Consider the following 12,871-nt stretch of genomic DNA (forward strand, 5'->3'; position numbering starts at 1 on the left):
AGGCCTTCATTGCCCCTATGCAAGGGATGGGGCAAGCTACCGTCCGTTTTCGCCCGAATCCGAACCGCGTGCGCCGAGCCCTCCGCCTGCTTCCCCTGCCCCTGAGCATCGCCGTCTGCCTTCCGGCTTGGGCTGATGACAAGCCGCTCAACTGGGGCCTTTGCCCGGCCACAGACGTGATCCCTGCGTTCACCGATGCGCCGACGCCGGTGCCCGGCCAGGACAAGGCCGCCGCCAGCGCTGCGCGCGAACAGCAGCCCACCGATATCGAGGGCGACCAGCTGCTGGGCACCACCACCGTGCCGCAGTACCAGGGCAACGTGGCGCTGCGCCGGGGCGACCAGTTCGTAGGCACCGACAAGCTCAGCTTCGATACCGAAAGCGGCAACTACATCGCCGATGGCAACGTCCGTTACCAGGATGCCTCGATCCGGATGGTTGCCAAGCGCGCCGAGGGCAACCAGGAAAGCGACACCCACAAGATCACCGACATCCAGTACCAGCTGGTGTCCCGCCGCGGTAACGGCGAAGCCGAATCGGTCGACCTGCAGGGCGCGGTCGGGCAGATGCACCGCTCCACCTACACCACCTGCGACCCGTCGCAGCCGGTGTGGCGGCTGACGGCGCCGGAGATCGAAGTCGACAACGACGAAGGCTTCGGTACCGCCCGCAACGCGGTGCTGCGGATCGGCAAGGTGCCGATCCTGTGGGCGCCCTACTTCAAGTTCCCGATCGATGACCGGCGCAAGACCGGCCTGCTGTTCCCGCAGCTGGGCATGTCCGGGCGCAACGGTTTCGACTACGCGCAGCCGATCTACTTCAACCTGGCGCCGAACTACGACGACACGTTGACCCCGCGCTACATGAGCCAGCGCGGCCTGATGCTCGACAACGAGTTCCGCTACCTCTACGAAGGCGGCCGTGGCGAACTGCTGACCGCGTTCATGCCCAACGACAAGCTGCGCGACCGCGACCGCGGCCGGGTGATGTTCGGCGGCTACCACAACCTCGACGACCACTGGCAGGCCCGCGCCAACCTGGCCTGGGTCAGCGATGAGCGTTACGTGGAAGACTTCGCCAATCGCCTGGTGGGGGTCACCGCATCGAACCTGCAGAGCGTCGTGGGCCTGTACGGCACCGGCAAGAACTGGACGGCCGGCATCATGGCCGACCGCTGGCAGCTGACCGACTACACGCTCAACGAGAGTGCGCTGGCCTACAACCGCCAACCGCGCGTGTACTTCAACTGGGACAAGCCGCTGCTGCCGTGGCTGGAGACCGGTGTCTACGCCGAGGCCGTGCGTTTCACCCACGATGACGTCAACTACAAGTACGACGCCAGCGCCGGCCCGGACCTGCAGTACACGCGCAATGGTGTCCGCAAGACGTCCGGCATCGGCGTGGACGGTGGTTCACGCCTGGATGTGAAGCCCTACGTGTCGTTCCCGATCACCGGTGCGGCCTGGTATGTCACCCCGACCCTGGCCTACCGCTATACGGCTTACCAGCTGGATCGCGGTCTGGTCGATGGCGCCGACGGCATCCGCGGCCAGATCCTGGCCTCGCAGGGCATTGATCCCAAAACGGCCACGCCGGAACAGCTACGCGGCAACACCTCGCCCAGCCGCAGCCTGCCGATCGCCAGTCTTGATGCCGGCATGTTCTTCGACCGCGAGACCACCCTCGGTGGCAAGTCGTTCCTGCAGACCCTGGAGCCGCGCCTGTTCTACCTGCGCACGCCGTACCGCAACCAGGACGACCTGCCGATCTTCGACACCCGCGACTTCACCTTCAGCTGGGGCCAGCTGTTCCGCGATTCGCGCTATACCGGCGCCGACCGCCAGAACGACGCCAACCAGCTGACCATGGCGCTGAGCACCCGCTTCATCGACCAGACCACGGGCAAGGAGCGCTTCTCGGCCTCCATCGGCCAGATCCAGTACTTCGACGAATCGCGGGTGAGCGTGACCCCCGGCGGTGCGCCGGTGGAAAAGGGCAAGTCGGCCTGGATCGCCGACGGCAACTACATGATCAACGACCGCTGGACGCTGGGTGCCACCTATCAGTGGGACCCCAAGTACAAGCGCGAGGATCTGGCCAGCGTGCGTGCCCGCTACCTGATGTCCAACGACGGCGTGGTCAACCTGACCTACCGTTACCGCATCAATTCCGGCGCCCCGGCCACCGCCAACAAGCATGACCGCACCCTGCTGGAGCAGGCCGACCTGTCGTTCCTGTACCCGCTGAACGAGCGCTGGAGCCTGGTGGGCCGTTATTACTACTCGCTGCAGGACAAGGAACCGCTGGAAATCATCGGTGGCGTACAGTGGGACAGCTGCTGCCTGGCCGTACGCGCCGTGGCCCGCCGCTACGTGCGCAACCGCGAAGGCGAAATGAACAACTCCATCCAGCTCGAGTTCGTGCTCAAGGGCTTGAGCTCCCTCGGCCAGGACACGGACCGCACTTTGCGCCGTGCTATCCTCGGCTACAACCGCGACGACCTCTATCTCGTGCCGCCCAGCAACACCGGAGCGACCCGCGATGACTACGATCCGAATCTGATCCCATGACCAAGAGCTTCCCCGTTCTCCTCGCATCGCTTCTGGCGGTGTCCAGCGTGTCCGCCCCCCTGCAGGTCATTGCGCAGGAGGCCCAGCCGTTGGACCGCATCGCGGCTGTCGTCGATGAGGACGTGATCCTGCAGAGCGAGCTCCAGCGGGCGATCGCCAACATCAAGGCGCAGTACGCCGGCCGCGAGGCCCAGCTGCCCCCGGATGACGTGCTCAGCCGCCAGGTGCTCGAGCGCCTGGTGCTGGTCAAGCTGCAGGTGGCCCGTGCTCAGGGCAGCGGTATCCATGTCGGCGACCAGGAACTGACCCAGGCGATGAATGCCATCGCCCAGCAGAATGGTTCAACCCTGGATGCCCTGCGTCAGCGCCTGGCCCATGACGGCATCGACTTCAACGATTTCCGCGCCTCGGTGCGTGACGAGATCACCGTGCAGCGCCTGCGCCAGAGCTTCGCGCAGAGCCGCATCAGCGTCAGCGAAGGCGAAGTCGACGCGGCCCTGAAGCAGCAGGCTGATGCCGGCAACCAGTTCCATCTGGCACACATCCTGGTCGCCCTGCCCGACGGTGCCACTGCCGAGCAGATCGCCACCGGCCAGAAGAAGGCTGACGGCGTGAAGGCGCTGCTGGACAAGGGCGAGCTGGACTTCAATGCAGCGGCCGTGCGCTATTCCGACAGCCCCAATGCACTGGAAGGCGGCGACCTCGGCTGGCGCACCCTGGATGAAATCCCGGCGGCGTTCGCACAGACGATGCAGCAGATGAAGGCGGGCGAAGTGGTCGGCCCGATCCGCGGTCCGAGCGGCTTCCAGCTGCTGAAGCTGGTGGAAGTCCGTGACGCCAGCGCGGCGGCAGGCACCCACACCGTTACCGAGTACCACGGCCGCCACATCCTGGTGCGCGTGGACGACGCACAGTCCGACGCGGCCGCCAAGGCCAAGATCGACACCCTGCGCGCCCGTGTTGTCGGCGGTACCGACTTCCAGCAGGTGGCCAAGGAATCGTCCGAGGACACCAACAGCAAGGGCCAAGGCGGCGATCTGGGCTGGTTCCCGGCTGACGCATTCGGTCCGGCCTTCGGCCAGCAGGTGGAAGGTATCCAGGACGGTGGCGTCAGCCAGCCGTTCCGTACCGATGCGGGCTGGCACATCGTGCAGCGCGTGGCCACCCGTCAGACCGACGTGGGCAGTGACAACCAGCGCGCCCAGGTCCGCGAGACCATTGGTCGCCGCAAGCTGGAAGACGAGTACAACCGCTTCCTGCAGGAGCTGCGTGGCGAAGCCTACGTCAGCTTCCGCAGCGGTGACCGGGCGGAAAACACCGCCACGCCTCCGCAGTCCTGAGCCATGCTCCCCGAGCTCGCTCTGGTACCGGGCGAGCCCGCCGGGATCGGCCCGGAGTTGTGTGTCCGACTGGTCCAGCAGCCGCGCGATGATTGCCGGCTGCTGGCATTCGCTGATCCGGACACACTGCGCGCGGCCGCAGCCGCGCTGAACCTGCCCCTGCAACTGCTGCCCGAGGACGCCCACGCACGCGTCCCCGGCGATCTGCGCCTGCGCGCCGTCGCCAACACTACCCCCAGCCGCTTCGGCCATACCGACCCTGCCAACGCAGGTGCGGTGATCGGTGCGCTGCTGGGTGCCGGCCAGGCCTGCCTGTCCGGTGAACTGGACGGTGTGGTGACCGGCCCGGTGCACAAGGCGGTGATCAACCAGGGCGGTATCGCCTACAGCGGCACCACCGAACTGCTGGCCGACCAGGCCGGGGTGAAGGTGGTGATGATGCTGGCCAACGACATCGTCCGCGTCGCCCTGGCCACGACCCACCTGCCGCTGCGCGAGGTCGCCGACGCGATCACCGTCCCCGGCCTGGAACACACCCTGCGCACCGTGCACGCCGCACTGCGCCGCGAGTTCGGGCTGACCGCACCGCGCATCGCCGTGCTTGGCCTGAATCCGCATGCCGGCGAAGACGGTCACCTCGGTCGCGAGGAACTGGATCTGGTCATCCCGCTGCTGCAGCGCCTGCGTGGCGAGGGCATGGACCTGATCGGTCCGCTGCCGGCCGATACCGCGTTCCTGCCGGCCAAGCTGGCCGGCTTCGACACCGTGCTGGCCATGTACCACGACCAGGGCCTGCCGGTCCTGAAGTATTCCGGCTTCGAGCAGGCGGTGAACCTGACCCTGGGCCTGCCCTACCCGCGCGTGGCGGTGGACCATGGCACCGCGCTGGATCTTGCCGGCCGCGGCATTGCCGATCCTTCCAGCCTGCAGGCCGCCACGACGCTGTGTGCGCGGCTGGCGCGGCAACGTACACTGAGCACATGACTTCCCCGCATTCCCCCTCCGGCCCGGTGTTTTCCGCCCCGGCCAAGAAGCAGCTCGGCCAGCACTTCCTTGCCGACCGCTACTACATCGACAAGATCGTGATGGCGGTCAATCCCGGTGACGGCGACCGTCTGGTCGAGATCGGCCCGGGCCAGGGTGCCATCACCCTGCCGCTGCTGCGCGTGCACCCGAAGATGACGGTGATCGAGTTCGACCGCGACCTGATCGCGCCGTTGACCGCCGCCGCCGAACCGCTGGGCGAACTGACCATCGTCAACCGCGACGTGCTGCGGGTGGACTTCACCGAACTGGCCGACGGCCAGCCGATCCGCCTGGTTGGCAACCTGCCCTACAACATCTCCTCGCCGATCCTGTTCCATGCGCTGGAACACGCTGCGGTGATTTCCGACATGCACTTCATGCTGCAGAAGGAAGTGGTCGATCGCATGGCTGCCGGTCCCGGCAGCAAGGTGTTCGGCCGCCTCAGCGTGATGCTGCAGGCCTACTGCGAGGTGACCTCGCTGTTCGTTGTGCCGCCGGGTGCGTTCAGGCCGCCGCCGAAGGTCGATTCGGCCGTGGTGCGTCTGATACCGCGCGATCCCGCCACCATCAACATCAAGGACCACAAGCGCTTCGCCGACGTGGTCAGGGCCGCCTTCGGCCAGCGCCGCAAGACCCTGCGCAATGCCCTGAACAACGTGGTCAGCGCCGAGCAGTTCGCGGCCGCCGGCGTGCGTCCCGACGCCCGCGCCGAACAGCTGGACGTGGCTGAATTCATCGCTTTGGCCAATGCCTCCTGATTACACTGCCGGTATGGAAGACGCTGACGTTTATGCCATCTCCGTCGAAGTCGCGCCGCGCTTCCTCGACGACCAATCCGCACCGGAAGACGGTCGCTATGCGTTCGCCTATACGATCCGCATCCACAACCAGGGCCGCGTTGCCGCACGTCTGGTCGCACGCCACTGGCGCATCACCGATGCCAACGGCCGCGTCGAGCATGTCGACGGCGATGGCGTGATCGGCGAACAGCCACGACTGCGGCCGGGTGAAGACTTCCATTACACCTCAGGTGTCATGCTTGGCACCGAGCACGGCACGATGCAGGGCCATTACGACATGGTGGCCGACGATGGCACCGAATTCGCCGCGCCGGTCGCACCCTTCGTGCTGGCCATCCCGCGCACCCTGCACTGACACGGAGGCCGAACGATGAGTGTATGGGCGATCGGCGACCTGCAAGGCTGCTATGACGTAACCCAGCGCCTGCTGGAAAAGATCCGGTTCGATCCAGCGCAGGACACCCTGTGGTTCTGCGGCGACCTGGTCAACCGCGGTGGACAGTCGCTGGAAACACTGCGGCTGGTGCATTCGCTGCGCGACCACAGCGTGGTGGTGCTCGGCAACCACGACCTTTCCCTGCTGGCCGTCGGTGCGCGCACCGAAGAAGAACAGCGCAAGGTCAACCCGGACCTGCTGCGCATCGTCCAGGCCGAAGACCGCGATGTGCTGCTGGACTGGTTGCGCCTGCAGAAGCTGGTGCACGTGGACCGCGAGCTGGGCTGGATGATGGTGCATGCCGGCCTGGCACCGAAATGGACCACGCAGATGGCCGAGAAGCACGCGGCCGAAGTGGAGGTGCAGCTGCACGGCGCCGGCTACCGCAAGCTGTTCCGCAACATGTACGGCGACAAGCCCAGCTGGGCGCCGAACCTGACCGGCTACGAGCGCTCGCGGGCGATCATCAACGTGCTGACGCGCATGCGCTACTGCACCTCACGCGGTCGCATCGGCATCGAGGACAAGGGCACGCCGGGCACCCAGGAACAGGGGCTGTATCCCTGGTTCGAAGTGCCGGGCCGGGTCGAGCGCGACCTCAAAGTGGTCTGCGGCCACTGGTCGGCACTGGGCCTGACCATCACCCAGGGCATCCACGCGATCGACACCGGTGCGGTATGGGGCGGCAAGCTCACCGCACTCCAGCTCGACACCGATGAGCTGCGCGTGGTGCAGGTACCGGGACGCGACGTGCCGGCACCGGTCGCCAACGCACGGCCGCCTGCACGACCCGCACACGAACGCAGCGCAGGCCAGGGCAAGGGCAACAGCCAAGGCAACAGCGCTGCGGGCGCCGCCCCTGCTGCCCCCGGCAACCGTGGTCCGCGTCGGCGTCGCCGCCGTGGTGGTGGTGGTTGCGGTGGTGGTGGCAACAACAACAACAACAACAACGGCACGCCTCCTTCGGCATGAGGCCAGGCACCCGCGCGCCATGGACGGTGCTGCTGCTGACGCTGGCCCTGGCCAGCGGCTGTCAGCCCTCGTCATCGCCAGCGACCGGCGGCGCCGACACTGCCGCCGTCCCTGCATCCGCCCCCACACCTTCACCACCGCTGGTCGCTGCCGCCCGCGCGCAGATCGGCGTCACCACGCGCTATGACCCTGCGTACCAGGTGCTGGACTACCCCGGTGGCGACGTGCCCGCTGATCGCGGCGTATGCACCGACGTGGTGGTACGCGCCCTGCGCACGCAGGGGCTGGACCTGCAGGCCCGCGTGAACGAAGACATGCGCGCTGATTTCAGCGCCTATCCGGCCCTCTGGGGCCTGTCCCGACCAGATCGCAACATCGACCATCGGCGCGTGCCGAACCTGATGCGCTGGTTCGAACGGCAGGGTTGGCAGCAACCGATCACGGCCGCAGCCGCCGACTACGCGGCCGGCGACATCGTTGCCTGGAAGCTCAACGGCAACGGCCTGCTGCATGTGGGCATCGTCTCTGACCGGCGCCTGGCCAATGGCACACCACGGGTCCTGCACAACATCGCGCGCGGTACGCGGGAAGAGAATCTGCTGTTCCAGCACACCATCATCGGCCACTACCGGATGCCGTGAGGCAGTGCTGTGCAGCCGAGCATGGCTCGGCTCTACAGGAATCCGCGATCAGCGGCGCACGTAATGCACGAAGCGGAACGCGTAGGCGTGGCCCTCGTCAGCGGGATGCGGCTCGCTGCTCACCTCCTGCCAATCACCCGGGTCCACCTCGGGGAAGTGGGTGTCGGCCGGCACTTCTGCGTCCACCCAGGTCAGGTACAGGTCACTGGCCTGCTCCAGCAACTGGTGGAAGATCTCGCCGCCACCAATGATGCACAACTCGCTGGCGCCCTCGCCTACGGCAATGGCCCGCGCCTCGTCCAGCGAGGCCACCGCACGCATGCCTTCGAACGGCACCTGGCCGCTGCGGGTCAGCACCAGGTTGGTCCGCCCCGGCAGCACGCGGCCGATCGATTCGGCGGTCTTGCGCCCCATCAGGATCGGCTTGCCCAGGGTGAGCGCCTTGAAGTGCTTGAAATCATCCGGCAGGTGCCAGGGCATGGCGTTGCCCTGGCCGATGCCACGATTGCGATCCAGCGCCACCACCATCGACAGCTTCAGCATCATCCTTCCCGTGAGGTCGCGGCCGCGGGGTTGGCACCACACAGGATCTTCATGCCAGCGACAGCAGCCAGCACCTGCGGGTCGATCGGCGTGTCCTGCGGCCGATCAAACTTGACCCAGGCAAACGAAGACGATCCCAGGACCAGCCACTGCGTCAGCCGCGTAGCGTCACCGCGCACAGCCTCGAAGCGATAGGCGGGCATGGCATCCACCGTAATCCACTCGCCGGCCTTCTCAGGCTTCAGTGCCTTGTCCAGCTGGGTCGTTGTTGTGGCCAACCGTTCCATACCCTCCGCCGAGCCCAGCGCACCGAATATCGGCGCGCAGGTCATCGTCAGCGTGATCGGTCCGCGGGTCTCCGGCGCCGCCGGAAGCAGCGTGACGACCACGCTCACCTTCAGGTTCGGATGCTTGGGATTGGCCGCTGCGATGGATGTTTCAATCCCTTCGGGAAGCTCAAGACTGCCCGCCGGCCCAAGGACCGTGCCAGCGTTGGCAAGCCCACTGGTAGAGGCCAGCATGAGCAGGGCCGAAAAAGCGAAAAAGCGCATTGCCATGAACTCGTCCTTGAATGATTTCACACCGCCACCGGCGCCTTGATGGCCGGGTGCGGATCATAGCCCTCGATACGGATGTCATCGAACTGGAAGCCGAACAGATCGGTCACCTCCGGGTTCAACCACAGCGTCGGCAGCGCGCGCGGCGCTCGCGACAGCTGCTCGCGGGCCTGTTCGAAGTGGTTCGAATACAGGTGCGCATCGCCCAGCGTGTGCACGAAGTCACCCACGCCCAGGCCGGTGGCCTGCGCCACCATGTGGGTCAGCAGCGCATAGCTGGCGATGTTGAACGGCACGCCGAGGAAGATGTCGCCACTGCGCTGGTACAACTGGCAGCTGAGCTTGCCGTCGACCACGTAGAACTGGAACAGGTTGTGGCACGGCATCAACGCCATCTGCGAGAGCTCGCCCACGTTCCAGGCACTGACCACCAGCCGCCGCGAATCCGGATTGCGCTTGATCTCGTCCACCAGCCACTGCATCTGGTCGATCTCACCGCCGTCGGCCGTTGCCCAGCTACGCCACTGCTTGCCGTACACCGGGCCGAGGTCACCGTTCTCGTCGGCCCACTCGTCCCAGATGCGCACCTGGTTGTCCTTGAGGTAACCGATGTTGGTGTCGCCCTTCAGGAACCACAGCAGCTCGTGGATGATCGAGCGCAGGTGCAGCTTCTTGGTGGTGACCAGCGGAAAGCCATCATTGAGGTTGAAGCGCATCTGCCAGCCGAACACGCTGCGGGTACCAGTGCCGGTGCGATCGCTCTTCTCCGCACCGTGTTCGAGCACGTGCGAGAGCAGGTCCAGGTAAGCCTTCATGCCTTGCCCTCTGCCACCACCAGCGGCTGCGGCTGCAGCACCGGCGCGCGGCGCGACATCACCAGCAGCACCAGGCCGAAGGCGATCAGCGGCACGCACAGGATCTGGCCCTTGGTCAGCCAACCGAATGCCACATAGACGCCGTTGTCGGGCATGCGCACGAACTCCACGGCGAAGCGGAAGATGCCGTACAGCAGTGCGAACAGGCCACCGATGAGGTAACGATGGCGCGGCTTGGCCGACACCGTCCACAACACCACGAACATCACCAGGCCTTCCAGCAGCGCTTCATACAACTGCGACGGATGGCGGGCGAACTGATTCAGCGCACCGCTGGCGAACTGCGACTGCAGGGTGGCGTGGTCGAGCTGGTTCAGCGGCGCTGGCAGGCCGGACGGGAACACCACGCCCCAGCTGCCATCGGTGTACTTGCCCCACAGTTCGGCACCGATGAAGTTGCCGATGCGGCCGAAGCCCAGGCCCAGTGGCACCAGCGGCGCCATGAAATCCATGGTGTCGAAGAAGTGCAGCTTGTGCTTGCGCGACCACCACCAGCAGGCGGCGATGACGCCCAGCAGGCCGCCATGGAAGCTCATGCCGCCGTCCCAGACCTTGAACAGCAGCAGCGGGTTGTTCAGGAAATCGCCCAATGCGTAGAACAGCATGTAGCCGATGCGGCCGCCCAGCACCACGCCGAGCATGGCGTAGAACAGCAGGTCGGAGAAGCCATTGGCATCGACGCCCGGCAGGCGCCCGTCGGCAATGCGCTTGCGCCCCAGCAACCAGGCGGCGGTGAAGCCGAGCAGGTACATGATGCCGTACCAATGCACCTTGATCGGCCCCAGCGAGAGGGCGATGGGGTCGATGTCGTGGAAATAGATCATGAAGGGCGCCTTGCAGGGATACCGATATTCTAGCGCCGCCCGGGAGCGGCCTCGCGGCGGCCCCGGTCACGCGATTGCCGGGCTTCAGCCCAGGATCTGCGGCGAGTCCGGCAGGCCGTCCTGATCGGACCGCGCCGAGGCCGGAAAGTGCCCTTCCACCAGAGTGGAAACCTCATCAATGGCATCACGTAGTGCCTCCACCGGCTGGGAACCGCGCAGGCCCTCACGCAGGTGGGTGCAGACGCGCTGCCATTGCTCCGGCGTGACCCGCCCCTGCAGGCCGCGGTCGGCCACGATCTCGATGGCATGGTCGGCCAGCAGCAGGTAGATCAGCACGCCATTGTTGTGCGCGGTATCCCAGGTGCGCAGGCGGGCGAACGCATGCTCGGCCGCCTGCCTCGGGGTGACCTTGTGCCACAGCGCGTGCAGCGGCAGATCGGCCTCGACGGCGAACATCACCTGGCCGCCATGGCGCTGCTCACCTGCGGCGATCGCCTCGGTGATCGCCTGCAGCGTGGCCGGCGGGAACGCCCGGCGCACCGACGGCGAAAACAGATGCCTGCAGAGACGCTGGATCATCACCAGCCCCCCGACGCGCCGCCGCCGCCGGAACGGCCTCCACCGCCGCCCCAGCCGCCACCGCCGCCAAATCCGCCGCCGCCGCCGAAGCCACCACCTCCGCCCCAACTGCCTCCACCCCATCCGCCACCGCCGGCGAAACGCCCCGGATGGCCGGACAGCATCGCCACGACCAGGCCAACCACGCCGGCCAGGCCACTGGCCAGCAGCGTGGAGGTGAACAGGAAGGCAGCAACGGCCGCACCGGCACCAGCGAGCAGGCCGCGCAGCGGACGCGGCACGCGTGAGAACACGCCACGCAGGATGCTGCCGGCGAATACACCAATGAACAGCGCCAGGAACCAGGTATCGCCGCCACCCTCGGGCGCACGACCCTGCTGGCTGCTGACCGGCGCCGGCAACGGTTCGCCGTCGATGATCTTCACCAGCACCGCCGTGGCGTCGGTGATGCCGCCGGCATAGTCATTGGCGCGGAAGCGTGGCACCAGGTACTCCTGGATCACCCGGTTGGCGATCGCATCGGGAATCGCGCCTTCCAGGCCGTAGCCCGGTTCGATGCGCACGCGCCGATCGTCCTTGGCGACCACCAGCAGCACGCCGTCATCCACGCCCTTGCGACCGATCTGCCACTGGTCGAACACGCGGGTGGTGTACTGGGCGATGTCTTCCGGCTGCGTGGTGGGTACCACCAGCACCTGCATCTGGCTGCCTTTGCGCTGCTGCAGGTCCAGCGCCTGCTGCACCAGCGCCTGCTTCTGCGCGGCATCCAGGGTGCCGGTGGTATCGACCACCGGCGAATCCAGCGCCGGGATCGGCGCCAGCGTCTGTGCCTGCGCGGTCAACGGCAACCACAACAGCAGGACCAGCAGTGTGGCTGCCAGGCGCATCGGTCAGTGGCCCGGAGCCGGGGCCGGCTGCTGCTGCGGCGCGTTGCCGAAATCAACCGCCGGCGCGTTGGAGATCTGCGCTTCGTTTTCCACGGTGAAGTTCGGCTTGGGCTGGTAGCCGAAGATCTTGGCGGTGATCAGCTGCGGGAACGAGCGGATGTAGGTGTTGTAGTCCTGCACCTGCTGGATGTAGCGGCCACGGGCGACGGTGATGCGGTTCTCGGTGCCTTCCAGCTGCGCCTGCAGATCGCGGAAGTTCTGGTCGGACTTGAGCACCGGGTAGTTCTCGGTGACCACGAGCAGGCGCGACAGCGCGCTGCCGAGTTCACCCTGCGCCTGCTGGAACTGCTTGAGCGAGGCTTCATCGTCGGCGTTGACGTTGATCTGACCCACACGCGAACGGGCGTTGGTGACTTCGGTCAGCACGCGCTCTTCCTGGCTGGCGAAACCCTTCACGGTCTGCACCAGGTTGGGCACCAGGTCGGCACGACGCTTGTACTGGTTGAGCACTTCGGACCAGCTGGCCTTGACCGCTTCGTCCTTCTGCTGGATGGCGTTGTAGCCGCAGCCGGACAGCAGGGAGGCCAGCAGCAACAGGGGAATGAGGCGGGTCAACAGGCGCATGGCCAAGGCTCCGGGTGGACTGAGCGCCGAGCATGCCATGGTCGGTGTTAACGGGCGTGTGGAGAGTGTCGGCCGTCGTCGGCCATCGGGCGCCGCCCCCTCCGCGGTGGTTGTGTTTGCTGGATATCGGGGTGGGCCGGGAGGGTGGGTTGGCTGGGGGCCGCCGTGAATACGTCCTTTTAGGCTCGGTCGCCGCA

Annotated in this window: 14 protein-coding genes; 7 read left to right on the forward strand and 7 right to left on the reverse strand. The window is 66.5% G+C overall.

The features are described from left to right. The first annotated feature begins 26 nt into the window (after positions 1-26). From lptD to HUT07_RS16015, 7 genes are read left to right on the forward strand one after another with little or no spacing between them, the layout of a single operon-like run. On the forward strand, positions 27-2,570 hold the full coding sequence (lptD, locus tag HUT07_RS15985; RefSeq protein WP_176021728.1) for an LPS-assembly protein LptD: 2,544 nt from the start codon (positions 27-29) through the stop codon (positions 2,568-2,570). Beyond that, a complete protein-coding gene (locus tag HUT07_RS15990; RefSeq protein ID WP_176021729.1) occupies positions 2,567-3,910 on the forward strand; it encodes a peptidylprolyl isomerase in 1,344 nt (447 codons plus the stop codon). The genes lptD and HUT07_RS15990 overlap by 4 nt, the downstream gene beginning before the upstream one ends. 3 nt (positions 3,911-3,913) lie before the next feature. Continuing rightward, complete coding sequence (pdxA, locus tag HUT07_RS15995) at positions 3,914-4,894, forward strand: 4-hydroxythreonine-4-phosphate dehydrogenase PdxA (RefSeq protein ID WP_176021730.1); 981 nt, start codon at positions 3,914-3,916, stop codon at positions 4,892-4,894. Further along, positions 4,891-5,694 (forward strand): 16S rRNA (adenine(1518)-N(6)/adenine(1519)-N(6))-dimethyltransferase RsmA, encoded by an 804-nt coding sequence (gene rsmA / locus HUT07_RS16000; RefSeq protein WP_176021731.1) that lies wholly within the window; start codon positions 4,891-4,893, stop codon positions 5,692-5,694. The genes pdxA and rsmA overlap by 4 nt, the downstream gene beginning before the upstream one ends. Before the next feature lie 13 nt (positions 5,695-5,707). Beyond that, a complete protein-coding gene (gene apaG / locus HUT07_RS16005; protein WP_025877914.1) occupies positions 5,708-6,091 on the forward strand; it encodes a Co2+/Mg2+ efflux protein ApaG in 384 nt (127 codons plus the stop codon). Between the two features lie 15 nt (positions 6,092-6,106). After that, on the forward strand, positions 6,107-7,144 hold the full coding sequence (locus HUT07_RS16010) for a symmetrical bis(5'-nucleosyl)-tetraphosphatase (protein ID WP_176021732.1): 1,038 nt from the start codon (positions 6,107-6,109) through the stop codon (positions 7,142-7,144). Then, entirely contained in the window at positions 7,141-7,785 is a 645-nt protein-coding gene (locus tag HUT07_RS16015) for a DUF1287 domain-containing protein (RefSeq protein ID WP_176021733.1), read from the forward strand. Before HUT07_RS16010 ends, HUT07_RS16015 begins: the two co-directional genes overlap by 4 nt. A gap of 48 nt (positions 7,786-7,833) precedes the next feature. Here the strand turns inward: HUT07_RS16015 and HUT07_RS16020 are convergent, their stop codons facing one another. The 7 genes from HUT07_RS16020 to HUT07_RS16050 form a co-directional block, all read right to left on the reverse strand. After that, on the reverse strand, positions 7,834-8,325 hold the full coding sequence (locus HUT07_RS16020; protein WP_176022567.1) for a dihydrofolate reductase: 492 nt from the start codon (positions 8,323-8,325) through the stop codon (positions 7,834-7,836). Between the two features lie 2 nt (positions 8,326-8,327). After that, on the reverse strand, positions 8,328-8,909 hold the full coding sequence (locus HUT07_RS16025) for a hypothetical protein (RefSeq protein WP_176021734.1): 582 nt from the start codon (positions 8,907-8,909) through the stop codon (positions 8,328-8,330). Continuing rightward, entirely contained in the window at positions 8,906-9,700 is a 795-nt protein-coding gene (locus HUT07_RS16030; RefSeq protein WP_176021735.1) for a thymidylate synthase, read from the reverse strand. Before HUT07_RS16030 ends, HUT07_RS16025 begins: the two co-directional genes overlap by 4 nt. Continuing rightward, entirely contained in the window at positions 9,697-10,584 is an 888-nt protein-coding gene (gene lgt / locus HUT07_RS16035; RefSeq protein ID WP_176021736.1) for a prolipoprotein diacylglyceryl transferase, read from the reverse strand. Before lgt ends, HUT07_RS16030 begins: the two co-directional genes overlap by 4 nt. A gap of 84 nt (positions 10,585-10,668) precedes the next feature. After that, the gene (locus HUT07_RS16040) at positions 10,669-11,163 is read right to left on the reverse strand and encodes a TPM domain-containing protein (protein WP_176021737.1); all 495 of its coding nucleotides are present in this window, start codon (positions 11,161-11,163) and stop codon (positions 10,669-10,671) included. Next, positions 11,163-12,050: a TPM domain-containing protein gene (locus HUT07_RS16045; RefSeq protein ID WP_176021738.1), complete on the reverse strand. Its 888-nt coding sequence runs from the start codon at positions 12,048-12,050 to the stop codon at positions 11,163-11,165. Before HUT07_RS16045 ends, HUT07_RS16040 begins: the two co-directional genes overlap by 1 nt. Before the next feature lie 3 nt (positions 12,051-12,053). Further along, entirely contained in the window at positions 12,054-12,674 is a 621-nt protein-coding gene (locus HUT07_RS16050) for a LemA family protein (RefSeq protein ID WP_025877902.1), read from the reverse strand. Positions 12,675-12,871: the final 197 nt, after the last annotated feature.

This window comes from Stenotrophomonas sp. NA06056, from assembly GCF_013364355.1.
Classification (GTDB): Bacteria; Pseudomonadota; Gammaproteobacteria; order Xanthomonadales; family Xanthomonadaceae; genus Stenotrophomonas.

What these genes read in the sequence shown, in the direction of transcription:
- HUT07_RS16040 (WP_176021737.1), bottom strand. Translation starts at nt 11,163, where the DNA reads ATGATCCAGCGTCTCTGCAGGCATCTGTTTTCGCCGTCGGTGCGCCGG.
- apaG (WP_025877914.1), top strand. Translation starts at nt 5,708, where the DNA reads ATGGAAGACGCTGACGTTTATGCCATCTCCGTCGAAGTCGCGCCGCGC.
- HUT07_RS16050 (WP_025877902.1), bottom strand. Translation starts at nt 12,674, where the DNA reads ATGCGCCTGTTGACCCGCCTCATTCCCCTGTTGCTGCTGGCCTCCCTG.
- lgt (WP_176021736.1), bottom strand. Translation starts at nt 10,584, where the DNA reads ATGATCTATTTCCACGACATCGACCCCATCGCCCTCTCGCTGGGGCCG.
- HUT07_RS16015 (WP_176021733.1), top strand. Translation starts at nt 7,141, where the DNA reads ATGAGGCCAGGCACCCGCGCGCCATGGACGGTGCTGCTGCTGACGCTG.
- rsmA (WP_176021731.1), top strand. Translation starts at nt 4,891, where the DNA reads ATGACTTCCCCGCATTCCCCCTCCGGCCCGGTGTTTTCCGCCCCGGCC.
- HUT07_RS16045 (WP_176021738.1), bottom strand. Translation starts at nt 12,050, where the DNA reads ATGCGCCTGGCAGCCACACTGCTGGTCCTGCTGTTGTGGTTGCCGTTG.
- pdxA (WP_176021730.1), top strand. Translation starts at nt 3,914, where the DNA reads ATGCTCCCCGAGCTCGCTCTGGTACCGGGCGAGCCCGCCGGGATCGGC.
- HUT07_RS15990 (WP_176021729.1), top strand. Translation starts at nt 2,567, where the DNA reads ATGACCAAGAGCTTCCCCGTTCTCCTCGCATCGCTTCTGGCGGTGTCC.
- lptD (WP_176021728.1), top strand. Translation starts at nt 27, where the DNA reads ATGGGGCAAGCTACCGTCCGTTTTCGCCCGAATCCGAACCGCGTGCGC.
- HUT07_RS16030 (WP_176021735.1), bottom strand. Translation starts at nt 9,700, where the DNA reads ATGAAGGCTTACCTGGACCTGCTCTCGCACGTGCTCGAACACGGTGCG.
- HUT07_RS16010 (WP_176021732.1), top strand. Translation starts at nt 6,107, where the DNA reads ATGAGTGTATGGGCGATCGGCGACCTGCAAGGCTGCTATGACGTAACC.